This window comes from uncultured Campylobacter sp. (assembly GCF_937981295.1).
GTDB lineage: Bacteria > Campylobacterota > Campylobacteria > Campylobacterales > Campylobacteraceae > Campylobacter_B.
Genome location: NZ_CALJPC010000025.1, coordinates 1 through 14,965 on the forward strand (window position 1 = coordinate 1; position 14,965 = coordinate 14,965).

14 protein-coding genes and 1 pseudogene are annotated in these 14,965 nt (G+C 49.3%); 7 read left to right on the forward strand and 8 right to left on the reverse strand.

Features of this window, described 5'->3' with window-relative positions; genetic code table 11:
- Positions 1–314 (forward strand): annotated as a pseudogene (locus Q0135_RS02330) (oxidoreductase); the annotation flags it as partial.
- Between the two features lie 262 nt (positions 315–576).
- Complete coding sequence (locus tag Q0135_RS02335; RefSeq protein ID WP_297987937.1) at positions 577–1,161, forward strand: NAD(P)H-binding protein; 585 nt, start codon at positions 577–579, stop codon at positions 1,159–1,161.
- Positions 1,162–1,184: 23 nt separating this feature from the next.
- Here Q0135_RS02335 and Q0135_RS02340 read toward each other — a convergent pair whose 3' ends face one another.
- Positions 1,185–1,394 carry a 4-oxalocrotonate tautomerase family protein gene (locus Q0135_RS02340; protein ID WP_297879942.1) on the reverse strand — a complete coding sequence of 70 codons (210 nt, stop codon included), beginning with the start codon at positions 1,392–1,394 and terminating at the stop codon, positions 1,185–1,187.
- Positions 1,395–1,582: 188 nt separating this feature from the next.
- Between Q0135_RS02340 and Q0135_RS02345 the strand changes: the two genes are divergently transcribed.
- Entirely contained in the window at positions 1,583–3,355 is a 1,773-nt protein-coding gene (locus Q0135_RS02345) for an aryl-sulfate sulfotransferase (RefSeq protein ID WP_297987939.1), read from the forward strand.
- Between the two features lie 169 nt (positions 3,356–3,524).
- On the opposite strand, the gene Q0135_RS02350 is transcribed toward Q0135_RS02345, so the two are convergent.
- Positions 3,525–4,367: a substrate-binding domain-containing protein gene (locus Q0135_RS02350; RefSeq protein ID WP_291939157.1), complete on the reverse strand. Its 843-nt coding sequence runs from the start codon at positions 4,365–4,367 to the stop codon at positions 3,525–3,527.
- Between the two features lie 162 nt (positions 4,368–4,529).
- On the opposite strand from Q0135_RS02350, the gene Q0135_RS02355 reads away from it, so the two are divergent.
- The gene (locus Q0135_RS02355; RefSeq protein ID WP_297987942.1) at positions 4,530–5,180 is read left to right on the forward strand and encodes a thiol:disulfide interchange protein DsbA/DsbL; all 651 of its coding nucleotides are present in this window, start codon (positions 4,530–4,532) and stop codon (positions 5,178–5,180) included.
- 161 nt (positions 5,181–5,341) lie between these two features.
- Here the strand turns inward: Q0135_RS02355 and Q0135_RS02360 are convergent, their stop codons facing one another.
- The 5 genes from Q0135_RS02360 to Q0135_RS02380 are packed head-to-tail and all read right to left on the reverse strand — an operon-like array spanning position 5,342 to position 9,362.
- Positions 5,342–5,665 carry a hypothetical protein gene (locus Q0135_RS02360; protein WP_297987944.1) on the reverse strand — a complete coding sequence of 108 codons (324 nt, stop codon included), beginning with the start codon at positions 5,663–5,665 and terminating at the stop codon, positions 5,342–5,344.
- Positions 5,666–5,701: 36 nt separating this feature from the next.
- A complete protein-coding gene (locus Q0135_RS02365) occupies positions 5,702–6,382 on the reverse strand; it encodes a response regulator (RefSeq protein ID WP_297987946.1) in 681 nt (226 codons plus the stop codon).
- 1 nt (position 6,383) lies between these two features.
- A complete protein-coding gene (locus tag Q0135_RS02370; protein ID WP_297987948.1) occupies positions 6,384–8,033 on the reverse strand; it encodes a sensor histidine kinase in 1,650 nt (549 codons plus the stop codon).
- A 39-nt stretch (positions 8,034–8,072) separates the two neighbouring features.
- The gene (dsbI, locus tag Q0135_RS02375; RefSeq protein WP_297987951.1) at positions 8,073–8,696 is read right to left on the reverse strand and encodes a protein-disulfide oxidoreductase DsbI; all 624 of its coding nucleotides are present in this window, start codon (positions 8,694–8,696) and stop codon (positions 8,073–8,075) included.
- 9 nt (positions 8,697–8,705) lie between these two features.
- Positions 8,706–9,362 (reverse strand): thiol:disulfide interchange protein DsbA/DsbL, encoded by a 657-nt coding sequence (locus tag Q0135_RS02380; protein WP_297987953.1) that lies wholly within the window; start codon positions 9,360–9,362, stop codon positions 8,706–8,708.
- 234 nt (positions 9,363–9,596) lie between these two features.
- On the opposite strand from Q0135_RS02380, the gene Q0135_RS02385 reads away from it, so the two are divergent.
- Together Q0135_RS02385 and Q0135_RS02390 are read left to right on the forward strand one after the other, a co-directional pair.
- Complete coding sequence (locus Q0135_RS02385) at positions 9,597–11,444, forward strand: aryl-sulfate sulfotransferase (RefSeq protein WP_297987955.1); 1,848 nt, start codon at positions 9,597–9,599, stop codon at positions 11,442–11,444.
- A gap of 462 nt (positions 11,445–11,906) precedes the next feature.
- Complete coding sequence (locus Q0135_RS02390; RefSeq protein ID WP_297962430.1) at positions 11,907–12,098, forward strand: hypothetical protein; 192 nt, start codon at positions 11,907–11,909, stop codon at positions 12,096–12,098.
- Positions 12,099–12,635: 537 nt separating this feature from the next.
- Here the strand turns inward: Q0135_RS02390 and menA are convergent.
- Positions 12,636–13,538 carry a 1,4-dihydroxy-2-naphthoate octaprenyltransferase gene (gene menA / locus Q0135_RS02395; RefSeq protein WP_297896389.1) on the reverse strand — a complete coding sequence of 301 codons (903 nt, stop codon included), beginning with the start codon at positions 13,536–13,538 and terminating at the stop codon, positions 12,636–12,638.
- Between the two features lie 172 nt (positions 13,539–13,710).
- Here menA and Q0135_RS02400 point away from each other — a divergent pair, with 172 nt between their 5' ends.
- Entirely contained in the window at positions 13,711–14,541 is an 831-nt protein-coding gene (locus Q0135_RS02400) for a pyridoxamine kinase (RefSeq protein WP_297987957.1), read from the forward strand.
- Positions 14,542–14,965: the final 424 nt, after the last annotated feature.

Here is a 14,965-nt window from a genome sequence, read left to right on the forward strand (position 1 = left end):
CCTACTGCGCGAGCAAGTTTTTCGTAAGCGTCTTTACCGAGGGCTTGCACCGCGAGCTGGCGCAGGATAAAGAGGCTAAAATGCAGGCTAAAGTTCTAGCGCCCGCCGCGACTAAAACGGAATTTGGCCCCGTGGCGACGGATGATACGGGCTACGACTACGATCTTGCTTTTAAGCGCTATCATTCAAGCGAGGAGATGGCGGAATTTTTGCTTGCACTTTACGATAGCGATGCATGCGTGGGTGCGGTGGATCGAAACAGCTTCGAGTTTAGCCTGCAAGCTGCGCGATTTGACTACGCGGGAGAACGCTGATTTTTACGCTTTTAGCGCGTCGCGATGAAACGGCAGCTTCTAGACTGCGTATAGCCTTATAAAATTTAAGCTGATTTGATGTACATTTCGCGCCGAACGTGGCTTTGAAATTTAACGCGTGAGCTATGTATTTGACTTGCGATGCGAGCTCAAGCGCGCAATTTTCGGGCTCGACTTGCAAACTAGACGAAATTTTTGGCACGGTAAAAGTAAAATTTAACCGCACAACGCGGTAAAATTTAAAGAAATTTAAGGAACGAAAATGGGAAAATCCGCCTTGGTGCTGGGCGCTACGGGCGTCGTGGGCAGGGAGCTGGTGCGCGAGCTTTGCGAGAGCCCGGGTTACGATGAGGTAGAGGCGTGGGTGCGCCGCGAGATAGGCTTTTGCCGTCCTAAGCTCCGCGCGCGGATCGTTGATTTTGAGGGTATCTCGGATATCGCGCCGCATAAATTTGACGAATTTTTTTGCGCGCTGGGCACGACGATGAAGCAAGCGGGTTCGCGCGAGGCGTTTTTACGCGTGGACGTGGACTACGTCTATGGGGCGGCGAAGTGGGGTAAAGCAGCGGGCGTGCGGCGCTTCGTGCTCGTATCATCTCCGGGTGCGAGCGAAGGTTCGCCAAGCTTTTATCTGCGCGCCAAAGGGCAGATCGAGCGGCGCGTGAGCGAGCTCGGCTTTGACAGCCTTCAGATCGTCCGTCCGCCGATAATCTTGGGCGAGAGATCGGATTCTCGCCCGCTAGAACGGCTTGCGGCGGCGGTTTTTAAACTGCTGCCCGCCTGCGTGCTCGGTAAATTTAGACCGCTTAGCGGCGCAAGTATCGCCCGCTGCGAGCGTGATTTTTAGCTCAAAATCCTATAAAAATTCGCTCATTTTTTCTCTTTATTTTGTTTGATCTCCTCAAGACTTAGACCGCTTTTACCGATGCTGTCCATACTGAGCGTTTCGATCATCACGAGTATTGCGGCTGGGTCTTTGTCTAATACGCGCGCTAGCGTGTCCGTAATCTCGGCGATGATTTGCTTTTTTTGTTCTTTTGTAGGCTCTGGAGCGGCTACTTTTATATTTACGAATGGCATTTTCTCTCCTTAAATTTGATAAAGCAGGGCTAATTATATCAAATTTTAGCCTGTTACCCGTCTCGCTTGCGTTCTAAAATTTAAGTAGATATATTAGAATTTAACTTTAAATTTGATTTAAAGCTAGTATGATTATTGTGTGACTTGGTAATAGTAAAATTCAATAAATTTACCCAAAAGGAGCAAATATGCGTAAGAATTTTTTCGGTTCTATCGTTTTGGCTGCGGCCTTGGCGGGCGGCGCTTTTATAGCGGTGCTGCAGACGGCGAGCGCGGGCGTTTTAGCCCACCAGGTGAAAGTGCAGGGCGAGCTTGGCTCGGTGTTTATCAACCCCTACGACGTGGCGCCTCTAACGGCCGTCATCGATAGGGCGGGCAAGGACATCAAGGATATCCGCGTGCGGGTGCTCGGTAAACCGGGCGGCGGTATCGACATCGCCTATAACGTCTCCGAGCATGCGCTGCTGACGCACGACGGCGTGCCGATCTGGGGGCTGTATCCCGACTATCTAAACGAAGTTGAGGTGAGCTACGTTTTTAACGGCGAAAAGAAGGTCGAAAAGTATAAAATTTACGCTCAGCCGATCGTGACGTATAGCCGAGATTATAGATTTAGCCACATGCAAAAGATGAAGGTCAAAAAGGTCGATCCTGCGTTTAAAAACAGGCTCTATCTCATCAACAACACTATCACGAGCGTCCATAAGCCGCTTGATTGGAAAAACGGCGGTGCCGCTAGCTGGAATGATTTCACCGAAAATTTCGTCGTCGATACGCAGGGCGAGGTCAGATGGTATCTGGATTATCAGAAATTTTACGACCGCAGCGAGCGCAGAGTGATGGACGGCGGTATGATGATGGGCTTTCATCAGCTGCCAAACGGCGATCTGAGCTGGGGCATGGCGCAGCGATATATGCGCTACGACATGATGGGCAAGGAGGTGTATAATCGCGAGCTGCCGCGCGGCTACATCGACCTTAGCCACGAAGTGATGCCGCTTAAGGGCGATCATTTGCTGCTTCGCGTCGGTAAATACAACTACCACCACGCAGACGGCAGGCTCTCGCACACGATCAGAGATCACATCATCGAAGTGGACGGCAGCGGCAAGGTTGTGGACGAGTGGGATCTGAATGAAATTTTCGGCAAAAACGTCTACCGCAGCAACCTAATCAAGGCTCTTGACGCTCGCGCAGTGTGCCTAAATATCGACATGGACGCCAAAGAGATCAAAATCAGCGACGATCTGCCTTTTGGCGACGTGACCTCGACCGGCACGGGACGCAACTGGGCGCACGTAAACTCGATCTCGCACGATCCTAGCGACGACGGCATCATCCTCTCGCTTCGCCACCAAGGCATAGTTAAGATCGGTCGCGACAAAAAAGTAAAATGGATCCTAGCGTCTCCTGAGGGCTGGAGTGCGGACTTTAAAGAAAAAGTGCTAGTGCCCGTGGACAAAAACGGCAACAAGATCAAATGCGAAAACTCAAGATGCGAGGGCGATTTTGACTGGTCGTGGACGCAGCACACTGCGTGGCTCACTCCGCGCTATGATAACAGGGGCAGCATAAAGCACATCAGCGTATTTGACAACGGCGACGGTCGCGGCATGGAGCAGCCTGCGCTAAAAGAGCAAAAATACTCTCGCGCGGTCGAGTACAAGATCGACGAGAAAAAGGGCACCGTCGAGCAGACGTGGGAGTTTGGCAAGGAGCGCGGATTTGACTTCTATAGCGCGGTTACGAGCAACGTGGAGTGGCAAAAGGATAAAAGCACGTACTTCATCTCAAGCTCGAACGTCTATCTGCTAAAGCCCGATAAGACGATCAAAATGGTACTCGTGGAGATCGATCCGAAAACAAACGACATTAAATTTGAAATGGACGTGGAGTCGGCGTCTAGAGACGACGTAGCCTACCGCGCGCTGGTGATTGATCCGAATATTTTTGATTATTAAAATTTCGCGGCGAGATTAAATTTGCTGGGATTGCCGCAGTAAATTTAGAATTTACTGCGGCGGGTTAAATTCGGTTTGGAATTTAACCCGCTTGCTTAAATTTTACCCACCGCGTCGTCGAAATTCGGCTTATCAAATTTGCCGAATTTTATCTTTTAAGACTTAAATTCTACTCGCTTATAAAATATTTCTGAGCGTATGCGGCGTCGTTGTAAAGCCCTTCTCCGTATCTGTCTTTACCGTAATTTTTAATTATCTCTTGCCCTGCGCTTGAAGCTACGAAATCTATAAAATCTTTCGATTTCTTGCTTTCGGCAGTATCGCTATCGTTTTGTCTTAGGGCGCAATACGTATTTATTAGATATTTATCGCCACGAAATAGAATTTCGCTGGATTTTATATCTTTTTTCGCCACGACCCAAGTACTGCTATCGCTCATAAAATATGCTCCGTTTTTATCAGCTTTTAAAAGAGTCGCTAACATAAAATCTTTATTTGCCTCATACCACTGGCCTTGTGGAACGATATTTGCCATTTTCCAGATACTAAGCTCTTTTTTATGAGTTCCGGAGTTGTCCGCTCTGGTGTAAAAAAGGCTTTGGGACTTGGCTATATCAGTATAGGCTTCTGTTACGTTTTGGGCGGTTTTTATCTTTGCGGGATCGTTTTTAGGCCCTACGATAAAAAACTCGTTTGATCCGATCAACGTCCTTTGCGTAGCCCAGCCCTCTTTTACGGCGCTTATTTCCGCCTTTGGAGCGTGAACCATAGCGATATCTATCTTTTTATTTTTCAAAAGTTCGAGAGTCTGACCGCTTCCTGCTTTTATCCAGCAAATTTTGGTGTCGTTTGCCTTGCTAAATTCATTAGATAAAACTTCGAGTAGCCCAAGCTCTCCCGGGCTTCCCGTAGCAAGCTTTAGCTCCGTTTTTCCATCTCCATACACTGCGGTGCACTCACTCGCCATCAAACTGGCGCATAGCAAAATCGCGATACAAATAGACTTTTTCATAGCTACTCCTTGTTTTGAAATGTAAAATTTCAGGCATTATACAACCAAGGAACTTAAACTCGAAATGGTTAAAGAATTAAAAAAGAAGCTCGTTGCTTAGATTTTATTTCAAATTTACCCTTTATTTTATACAATCTTTAAAATTTACCGCAAAGGAATTTTATGAAAATCGCTAAATTTTTAAGAATTTTAGCTGCCGTTTGCTTACTTGGCTCGGGCGCAAACGCGCTAGAGGAGGGCGTTAATTATCAAGTGTTGCAAAAGCCGCTAAACGTGCCGAAAAACAGCGTCGTCAAAATTTTTAACTACGAGTGCCCGCACTGCTATGCGTTTGATAGGACGGTCACGCCGCAGCTGATGAAAAAGCTCGAAGGGGCGGAGTTTTTGCCGTGGCATCTAAAGACCAAGGGTGTGTTCGGACAGACGGCGAGCGGTATATTTGCAGCCCTTATCGTGCTTGATGAAAAGGACGATGTGAGCCTACTAAGCGACGAGTCGAAATTTAAAAAGGCGAAATTCGCGATTTACAAAGCGGTCCACGACAAAAAGGATGATTTTGGCGGCGGCAGTGATAAACAAAGGTTCATCAAAACCGCGCTGGATGCCGCGGGCGTGAGCATGAGCGAATACGAAGCTGCGCTTGCTAGCAAAAAGGCGCAGGCTCTGCTCGCGCAGTGGGACGCGGGCTACGAAGTCGCGGTGATTTCAGGCGTGCCGGCATTTGTCGTCAGCGGCAAGTATCTCTTAAACACGGCTTCGTTCGGCTCCGTCGATGAAATGGCCGCCGCGGTAAAGGAGCTGCTGGCGAAATAGGTTTCGCCGCGTCAAAGCAAGCTTTGTTTTACGCGCTGCATTAAATTTAGCCGCAGCGGCAGGGTTCTAGCAAATTTTATCGCTAAGCCGCGCGGAACGATAATGTCTAAATTTTATATTTTCAAGGTGCGAGTCTAGGCGGGTAAAATTTGAGCTAAAATTTAAAAATTTGACTTTAAATTTAAATGTAAAATTTCAAGGTGAAGTATTTTTACGTCAGACGAGGCAGCGGCAAACGAGGCGAGGGAGCGGACTCGCTCGCCCGTGATCGAAGCCGAGCGAGCCGCTTTCTGCTTGCAGTTGAGACCGCAAGGGAAGCGAAGCGAAGTATGACGGAAAAAGACGAGCCGCAAAATAAAATTTAACGCCAAATTTGAACATAAAACGTCAAAGCGAAGTATCGTGAGATGATTTTTAATGTTGTTGCAGTTTTTGCGACAAGGGCTAACCAAATAGGTTGCCGCAGGAGCAAAAACAAAACTCATTAAAAAGCGCTCGCGAGACGAGCCGCTAAATTTACCCTACTCGCCGCTTAGCAGTATATATCCACTCTCGCTAATGTTTTTAAATTTAACCTCCAGCTCCCGCTTTAGCCTTAGCACGACGTTTTGTATCGCGCCCTTACTCGTTTGCTCGCCCTCGTAGACGAACTCCTCGATCATCTCGTAGCTCACGAGCTTGTTTAGATTGTACGCAAAGAGCCAAAAGAGCTTGTTTTGCAAAAATGAGAGATAAATTTCCTCGCCGTTTTTGTAGATCTTTTCTTTGGCGAGATTTATACTGGTTTGCGGGCCCAGACGCACGAGCTTTTCGTCCTTTTCGTAGGTTAGAGCCACTAGCAGACGGCAAAGCGCCGCGATATCGACGGGTTTTTTTAGAAACGATGCCGCGCCGTGCTCGATGCTTTTGATGAGGTTGTCGTCGGTGTCGTAGGAGGTAAAGACGATAAATTTTTGCGCGGGTTTGATGCGCATCATCTCCTTCATCATCTCAAAGCCGTTCATCGCGGGCATGTGGATGTCGGTGATGACGATGGCGGGAGCTAGCTTTTTAAAGCGCTCCAGCCCCTCTAGCCCGTCGCCCGCGCCCCAGACGCTAAGGCAGTAGGGCTTTAGCCCGCCTATTAGCAGCTCCCTTGCGATCTCGTCGTCCTCGACGATGAGGACGGTTAGGTCTTTAAGCAGCTTTAAATGCTCTTGCATCTCACTCCTTTAAATTTATCTCAAAGCTCAGCTCAAACGTCGTCGGATCGCCCGCGCTTAGTAGCTTGATATCGCCTGCGAGCTTCTCGTTTGCGAGCTTTTTGCCGAAATACAGCCCGATGCCGCTTCCTTGCTTTTTGGTGGTTTTTGGCTGGGTTAAAATTTTATCCCGAAGCTCCCTGCTCACACCGCTACCGTAGTCCGTGACGGATATTTTGCACATGCCGTTTTCAAATTTGACGTCCAAAAAAACCTGCCGTTTGGCAATCTCGTCTTTGTAGCGCTCCACGACCGCGTCTTTTGCGTTGTGAATGAGGATGAGTAAAATTTGCTGCACGATGCCCATGCGCTGCGTGGCCTCTTCGTCTTGAAACTCGCGCAAGCTCACCGAGACGTTTGCTTTGCTAAGCTCGGTGTGCATGAGCTTTAGCAGGTCTTTTATGCAGCGCTGCACGCTAAATTTTTGCGGGCTGTCGCTCGTTTTATAAAAATTTCTAAAAATCTCGATCGTATCGCTTAAAAGCACGGTCGCCGCCTGGCCCTTTTGCAGCATACTCTCTAGCGTCGCGGCGTCTAACTTGCCGTCTTTTTGCAGCATGAGCAGGCTTGAGATCATCAAATTTAGCGAATTAACCGGCTGGATAAACTGATGATTTATACCGCTGATTAGCTCGCCCGCCTCGTTCATACGGGCTTTGTGCTTGAGCAGGGCCTCGTAGTCGTCTTGCAGGTTTTTGATTTTTGAATACATAAAGTTATGGAGGAAATTTGCCACTAGCGCCAGCGCCGCGAACGCAAAAAGCAGGATGAGAGCGTTTTTTAGCACGGAGTTAAGCAGCGCTGCAAGCTCCTTTTCGTTATCCGTTCCTGCGCCGATGAACCAGTTTAGCGTGGGGATCTCGGCGACGGAGATGAAATTTGATCCGATATTTAGGCTCGTGATATCTTCGCCCCGCAGGAAAAGCTCTTTAAATTTATCCTCGATCTGCTTTTTTAGCGCCGCATCCTTCATCGGCGTTAAAATTTCGCCGCCGTGGGTGACGATAAAGGCGTATGAATCGGGCGCTAGCTTAAATTTTTCCATATTTTTTAGTATGTTTTGCAGCTTCACCACGCCGCAAAACACCCCCGCAAACGAGCCGCCGTCCAGCACGGGCACGCATAAATTTAGCGTCGGCTCGCCTAAAATTTTATGGCGCTGCATAAAATTTACCGTGGGTGCTAGCGTGCTTTTAGTCTCCTCAAACCAAACAAGCCCCGTGCGAAGGCTCTTTGGCATCGCTTCGTTCTCGCCTAGCTCCTTGCCGTCTACGAAAATTTCTCCGTCCTCGCGCAAAAACTGCAAAGCGTCGAATTCCGCGGAGTTTTCTTTAAAAAGACGTATGAAGCCGCCGAGCTTTTCGTCGTCTCGTATCGCGCCTGCGTTTTGCATAAATTTAGCCGCGCGCACCAGCGAACGCAGCCGCTCGTCTAGCCAAAACGAGAAATTCCCGACCATATTTTCGCTAGCGGCGATCTTGTTTTTATCCGCGAGCGCCGTGATCTGCGCCTTGGCGTCCTCGTAGTTTTTTACGCCCAAAAGCACCACGAAAAGGCTTGCGAAAATGATGATGAAGTAAATTTTAAAATTATGTTCGCGTAAGGCTTTCATACGGCGAGTATAGCAAAATCGGTCTAAATTTAGACCGATTTAAGCTTTTGCGAGGGTTAAAATTTTGCAAACGAACATCGCGGCGAGCACGACGAAGCAGACACCAAAGCCGATGAGCGTGCAGTCTGCCATCGACATAAATTTGCTTGATGGGATCAGATACCAGCCGTCTCCATAAAGATCCACCAGATACTTTTGAAAGCCGCTTAGCGTGACGCCCTCGGGCACTAGCGGATTATCGTAGCCGCAGTCGCCCGTAGGCAAGAACCAATCGGGCGCCCACCGCTCAAGCGGCAGGCCGAACGGATAGTGCGGCTCGGTCGAGCAGCCCTGCACGCCGAACGGATCGTCTCCGTGCACGGCGTCGTGGATCTTGGCGAGCTTGACGCTATACATTATGCCCTGGATCGCGCCCCAAAAGGCTAATAGGTAGCCCGCGAGCGCGAGGAGCAAATTTTTAGGATTTATGATCGCAACCAGGCCTCCTAGCGCCATGCACAAAAATGCAAAGCGGATATAGACGCACTGCTCGCAAGGCGGCATATAGACGTAGTTTTGAAACAGCGAGTGCGCGAGGATAACAAGCCCTACGCTCACTGCTACGAGGATCGCCCACGGCAGACGGCTGTCTGCGAATTTTGCTATTTTTTCCGCAAATTTCATGCCCGCGCCCTATTTTTTGAGTAGCTCTTCAATTAGCTGCGCCATGCCGTCGATGGAGCTGATCGACTTCGTCATGATGAGGTATTTGCCGTTTACGACAAAGGCCGGCACGCCTTGGATCTTTGCTACGTCGTAACTCTCGTCCCATTTTTTAAGCAGTTCGGCGACTTTTGGATCCCCTAGCTTTTTTTGATAGTCCGCTTCGCTAATGCCGGCCGCATCAAGCCCCGTCTTTAAAAACGCAGCCTCGTCCTTGCCGTCGCTCCAGCGCTGCTTTTGATCGTGATAGGCTTTGTAGTAGGCAAATTTAGCCTTTTTAAACAGCGAGTTTTCATCTAGCAGGCTCACGCCCTTTTCCTCGTCCATCACGGCTAAAACGGCAAAAATTTTACTCGCCGCCTCGCCGTATTCGCCCTTGGTTTTTAGATGAAACGGCACGTATTTTAGCCCCGCGACCTTTTCGACGACCTTCGGAGTGACGGTTTTGTCGTATTTATAGCAAAACGGGCATGCGTAGCTAAAGACCTTAACCAGTGTGTTTTGCTCTACGGGTAGCGGTTTTTCTAGCTTGACGTAGTCCTCGCCCTCGGTAAACGCGGCAGCGCTTATGGCGCCAAACATCGCGACTGTTAGAAAGCCTTTGCTAAATTTAGAAAGTAGGTTCATGGAGTGCTCCTTAAAATGATTTTGTTTGAGTTAATTTTATATCCTCTCGCCGCCGCAGAACTCACGCTAAGATAAATTTTAGATTAAATTTATAGAATTTCGGCTAAATTTTGGCGCAAAAGCTAAAATTTGAAATTATTTTTTACAATTAAGCAAGTTTTAATAAACGCGTGATTTCTACGTTAGCGAGGTTGATTAAAATTACGATATCAAACCAATTCAAAGGAGAATAAGATGAAGCGAACTCTTTCCTCATTTGCGCTAGCCGCGGCGTTGCTCGGCGGTCTAAGCACGGCAGCGCTAGCTATCGGCGGACCTAGCGGCGCGCACATAGACTACGCCGTCCCGGGCAAGATCGGCGAAGTAGTCGTAAACCCATACGACATCGCGCCTCTAACGGCGGTCATCAAAAACGGCGGATACACGCTAGCAAACGCGAAAGTCACTATCGTACCAAAGCCTGGCGGTCAGGTTATCAGCTATAAAGTCGCCGATAAACACCTGCGCACGCATGGCGGAATCCCGGTTTTTGGGCTCTATCCCGACTATCAAAATACCGTCGAGGTCGAGTATGATAAAATTTACAAGGGTCAAACCGAGCACGTAAAAGAAAGCTATAAAATTTACGCTCCGGCGATCTATTTGGAGAGCTCCGGCATGCCGTCTCAAAAAGGCGCGCTGTTTGATAAAATCGAGGTCGTAAAGGCTCCGAGCGCGAAATTTGCTAACCGCCTTTACTACGTAAATAACTTCGTAAATAAAACCGGCAAAGGCACCAAAGTCGTGTGGAACAACCCTGCAGGCGGCGCGATCGAGTGGAACTACAGCCCGAATAACTTCATCCTAGACACCAAAGGCGAAGTGCGCTGGTACCTGGAGCCGAGTAAAATTTACGACCTCAAGCAGCCTTTTTCTGCGGGCGTCATGATGGGCTTTAAGCAAAACGACGACGGCGCGATGACGTGGGGATATGGCCAAAGATACGCCAAATACGACATAATGGGCCGCGAAATTTTTAACCGCGAGCTGCCTGCGGGCTACAACGACTTCTCGCACTCCATGGACGTTGCGCAAAATGGCCACTACTTCCTCCGCGCGGCAAACGCCAACTATAAGCGCGCCGACGGCAAAAATGTCCGCACCGTGCGCGACGTCATCGTCGAGGTCGATCGCGACGGCAACGTCGTGGATGATTTTAGGCTGTATGAAATTTTAGATCCGTATCGTGACATCGTGTTAAAAACGCTCGATCAGGGCGCGGTGTGCCTAAATATCGACGCTAGCAAGGCGGGCCACACCGCGAGCACGGACGAGCTAGCCGCTATGGATACGAACGAAAAATGGGGCGACATCGTGGGCTCGGGCCCTGGACGCAACTGGGCGCACGTAAATAGCGTGGACTACGACCCAAGCGACGATAGTATCATCATTTCCAGCCGCCACCAAGACGCCGTCATCAAGATCGGCCGCGACAAAAAAGTCAAGTGGATAATGGGCGCGCACAAAGGCTGGAAGGATCAGTTTAAGGGCTACTTGCTCCAGCCTGTAGATAAAGACGGCAAAAAGATCGTCTGCGAGGACGAATACTCAAAATGCCCGGGCTACGAGAGCGAGAAGGGTGGATTTGACTGGCAGTGGACGCAACACACAGCATTTAGAATCGACAGCAAGTCTAAAAAGGGCGTAGTGTATCTAACCGTCTTTGACAACGGCGACACCCGCGGCATGGAGCAGCCTGCGATGGCGGGTATGAAATACTCCCGCGCGGTCGTCTATAAAATCGACGAAAAAGCTAAAACCGTCGAGCAAGTCTGGGAGTACGGCAAACAGCGCGGCAGCGAGTGGTACAGCTCGGTTACCTCGCTCGCGCAGTATCAAGACGATCTAGATAGCGTGATGGTTTACTCTGCGGTCGCGGGCATGCAGTTTGACATCGCCAAAGGTCGCCCGGTCGGCGTACCTAGCCCTCACATCAACGAGTTTGAGTGGGGCGCAAAAGAGCCGTCAATCGAAATCAAAATGACCAACGCGATGGGCTATCAGGCGTTTCCGTTTAGCGTAGAAAAGGCGTTTGAGAAGTAAAATTTTAAAATTTAGCGGCCGTATTTCGAGCGCGGCCGCTTTTGTTTTAGATTATGGTCAAATTCTACACATCTACTCGATAGAATTTCATCCGAATTTGCTAAATTTTATCCCTCGGTACGGCAAAATTTAGCCGAAAACATAGCTCTTTATTCTAGATAAAATTTAATCATCGGATTTGCGATTTCGCGCTCTGCTTTTGCTATAATTTCGCTCTGCTAAAATTAATAAGCGTTATTTCGGTATAGACGAGGTAGCGCACGGTTTGGATGAAATTTGCATCCCGCTTGAGGGCGGGGGACGACGGGTATGAGGTTAATGCGCCCAAAGGATATTCGTGCGGCAAGGCGGCGCAGCAAAGGAGAAAGAGTGGAAAAATCTAGAAAAAGGAACTCAAAAAGCTCGCGGCGTAGCGGCAGCGAGATCTGTTTGAAAAGAGCCTGTCTATGAATAGGGCGGAGTTTGAGGGGCTATTTAAGTTCTTGGGCTAGAGCTTGGCGCATCGCGACTGCGACGGCACGCATAGGCTCATACTGGATTTTGCGAGCTCGCCGCGTGCCGAATGAGGTGGCGGTTTTGGACTTTTGCGAGCAAAACGGCGGATATTGCGACCGCGAAGTTCTAAACAATGTGCAAAATTGCTTCGAATTTTAAGGGGCTATGTGCAGAAAGACATGGTTTTGCAAGCATCGTTTCAAAAAGGCGGTGCGTAAAATTTAGTAAAATTTTAGCGGCGCGAGGGCTCAAAAGTAGGGCTAAAGCAACGTTTGCGGTGCGAACTGCCGCCGTGCAATAAGCACAAAGCCCACCGCGCCAAACACGCGGGCCTTTTGTAGAATTAATGCTCTAGTTTTTAAATTTGACGCAAAAGGCGGGCAACTCGCCGTCAAAACGGCAATTAAAGCGTGGTGTGACGGGGCTTGTATGGACTTAAGAGCGGTATTGCTCGCTTAATTTAACGATACAAGACGGCGCGGAGACCTGGAGTTTGCCCCCTTAAATTTTATTGCGGTAGCCATCAGGCGGACAGAGATATGCTATGGACGTTTTCATTGAGCGAGCTTGCCGCAGACGCTTTGCTGTGCGACAAGCAGGTTGATTGCAAGATTAGGAGAACTCGCACAAAGCGCTTTTGCGCGAGAGGACTTTGCTGCGGTGCCGACGTAAATTTTATCTGCGCGGCATTTAAATTTAGCCTAAAATTTCCCCGACGAAAAACAGCGCCGACATCGCAAACGTGCACAGCGCGACGACCTTGAGTTGTCCGTCGAAGTGGCAGCACTCCCACACGCGCGAGACGAAAAAGAGATGCCGAAGTAGCGGCGCGAAGCTCAGCGCGTAGAGCAATCTCACGCCCGAGCCGCCGCGCAAAAGCGAGTAGCAAAGCATCAATCCCGCTCCGCCCGCGATCAGCGCGTAGTGGTAACGTTTGGCTGCGCGCAGTCCGATACGAACGGGGATCGTGCGCTTGCCCTTGAGCGCGTCGTTTTGGATGTCGCGCATGTTGTTTAGATTTAGCACGGCGGTGCTTAGCATCCCGCACGCGCACGCAGGCAGCAGTAGCGCCGCATCAAGCGAGCGGGCATATAAAAAATACGAGCCCAGTACGCTCAAAAGCCCAAAAAACAAAAACACGAAAACGTCGCCAAGCCCCTTATAGCCGTATGCGCCGGCGCCCACGGTGTAGCGGATCGCGGCGTATATCGACGCGCCGCCAAGCGTCAAAAATAGAGCCACGAGATAAAACCGCTCGCCGAATGCCAAAACGCTTAGCGCGAGGCTAGAAAATGCCGCAAGTAGCGCCGTAGCGACGATGACGCGCTTCATCTGCTCCGCGCTCATCTGTCCCGTTTGTATCGCGCGACGTGGTCCCAGCCTGCCCTCGTCGTCGGTGCCCTTTACCGCGTCGCCGTAGTCGTTAGCGTAGTCGCTTAGCACCTGAAACAGCAGCGTCGTAAGCAGCGCCAGCGCGAAAATATCCGCTCTAAATACGCCCGCACCGTATGCCGCGCCGCTGCCGAGCAGTACGCCCGAGACGCTAAGCGGCAGCGATCTAAGGCGCGCGGATGCATAGAGAGCTTTTGCGGTTATCATTTTTTGCCTTTTTAAATTTATACGCCGAATTTGCGGCGAACTCAACTTAAAATTTAGCGGAAAAACGCCAAAAATATCATAAATTTAGACTATTCGTAGAGTAAATTTTATTTAAATTCGCCTTTTTAATATAAATAGCGGTAAAATAGAGCCAAAAATTTTAGGAATTGTGATGAAAAAAGTTCTTACCGTTCAAGATATATCCTGCGTGGGCAAGGTTTCGCTGACCGTCGCCTTGCCGATACTAAGCGCGATGGGGATCAGTACGAGCGTGATCCCTACGGCGGTTTTATCAATGCATACGGGCTTTTCGGGCTACACCTTTTGCGATCTAAGCTCTCAAATACGCGCGATCATGGCGCATTGGAAAGACCGCGGAGTGGTATTTGACGGCATCTACACGGGCTTTTTGGGCTCGGCGGCACAGATCGAGATTATGAGCGAGCTATTTGCGAGCTTCGGCGGCGCGGGCAAAACTATTTTGGTAGATCCTTGTATGGGCGATAACGGCGTATTTTATCCTGGCTTTAACGAGGATTTTGCTCGTATGATGGCGCTTCTGTGCGCTCAAGCCGACATCATCACGCCCAATATCACCGAGGCCTGCGCGATTACAGGCGTGCCGTACCGCGAGGATGCGGATAGGGATTTCATAATGGATCTGCTTGCAAGGCTTCGAGAGCTGGGCGCCAGACAGGTTATTTTAAAGGGTATCGGCTACATCGCCGATCAGTGCGGGGTTTTCAGCTACGATGCGCGCACGGGCAGGACGAACGAGTATTTTCACGAGCTGCTGCCGGTTAAATTTAACGGCACCGGCGATATTTTCGCCGCCGTAGCCTTTGGCGCAATAATGCGCGGCAAGTCCCTGGAAACTGCGGTCCGTATCGCTGCGGACTTCGTCGTCAGCACGATAAAAGAGACGATGAGCGACGAGGAGCGCAAGGACTACGAAGGGGTCGATTTCGAAGCGATAATTCCTGAGCTGGTGAGGAAAATCTAAGTTCTAGACGGATTTGGAACTCGCCGCGCGGACAGAGGATTTGTGGCAGAGCTTTAAAATTTTACCATAAAAAAATTTCTAAATTTTATCTACGATGTGGGATTTTAAAATTTTCAAAACTTATGTGTCGTGTGAGGCGTGGAATTCTATAGGCGATGTGGAATTTTAGAATTCATGCATTGCGCGGGCTTATAATTTTATCTCCTATATAGAATTTTAAAATTTGCACCGAAGTAAAGATGCGAAATTTATCACTAGCGCTGAATTCTAAACGCAAGGCTGCAGTGAATTTATCTGTTTGCGAGCTTGAGCTACATTTTGAAATTTTGCACAAAATCTGTTTAAAATTTTATTCCCACAAGCCGTGCGCCATGCACTTATAAAATAATCTCAAAATTTATGAGTAAAATTTAGATTAAAATCC

Bases quoted from the DNA above. Each gene is read 5' to 3' on its own strand.
- Q0135_RS02370 (WP_297987948.1), bottom strand. From the start codon at position 8,033: ATGAAAGCCTTACGCGAACATAATTTTAAAATTTACTTCATCATCATT.
- Q0135_RS02335 (WP_297987937.1), top strand. From the start codon at position 577: ATGGGAAAATCCGCCTTGGTGCTGGGCGCTACGGGCGTCGTGGGCAGG.
- Q0135_RS02355 (WP_297987942.1), top strand. From the start codon at position 4,530: ATGAAAATCGCTAAATTTTTAAGAATTTTAGCTGCCGTTTGCTTACTT.
- Q0135_RS02350 (WP_291939157.1), bottom strand. From the start codon at position 4,367: ATGAAAAAGTCTATTTGTATCGCGATTTTGCTATGCGCCAGTTTGATG.
- dsbI (WP_297987951.1), bottom strand. From the start codon at position 8,696: ATGAAATTTGCGGAAAAAATAGCAAAATTCGCAGACAGCCGTCTGCCG.
- Q0135_RS02340 (WP_297879942.1), bottom strand. From the start codon at position 1,394: ATGCCATTCGTAAATATAAAAGTAGCCGCTCCAGAGCCTACAAAAGAA.
- Q0135_RS02360 (WP_297987944.1), bottom strand. From the start codon at position 5,665: ATGAGTTTTGTTTTTGCTCCTGCGGCAACCTATTTGGTTAGCCCTTGT.
- Q0135_RS02365 (WP_297987946.1), bottom strand. From the start codon at position 6,382: ATGCAAGAGCATTTAAAGCTGCTTAAAGACCTAACCGTCCTCATCGTC.
- Q0135_RS02400 (WP_297987957.1), top strand. From the start codon at position 13,711: ATGAAAAAAGTTCTTACCGTTCAAGATATATCCTGCGTGGGCAAGGTT.
- Q0135_RS02385 (WP_297987955.1), top strand. From the start codon at position 9,597: ATGAAGCGAACTCTTTCCTCATTTGCGCTAGCCGCGGCGTTGCTCGGC.
- menA (WP_297896389.1), bottom strand. From the start codon at position 13,538: ATGATAACCGCAAAAGCTCTCTATGCATCCGCGCGCCTTAGATCGCTG.
- Q0135_RS02345 (WP_297987939.1), top strand. From the start codon at position 1,583: ATGCGTAAGAATTTTTTCGGTTCTATCGTTTTGGCTGCGGCCTTGGCG.
- Q0135_RS02380 (WP_297987953.1), bottom strand. From the start codon at position 9,362: ATGAACCTACTTTCTAAATTTAGCAAAGGCTTTCTAACAGTCGCGATG.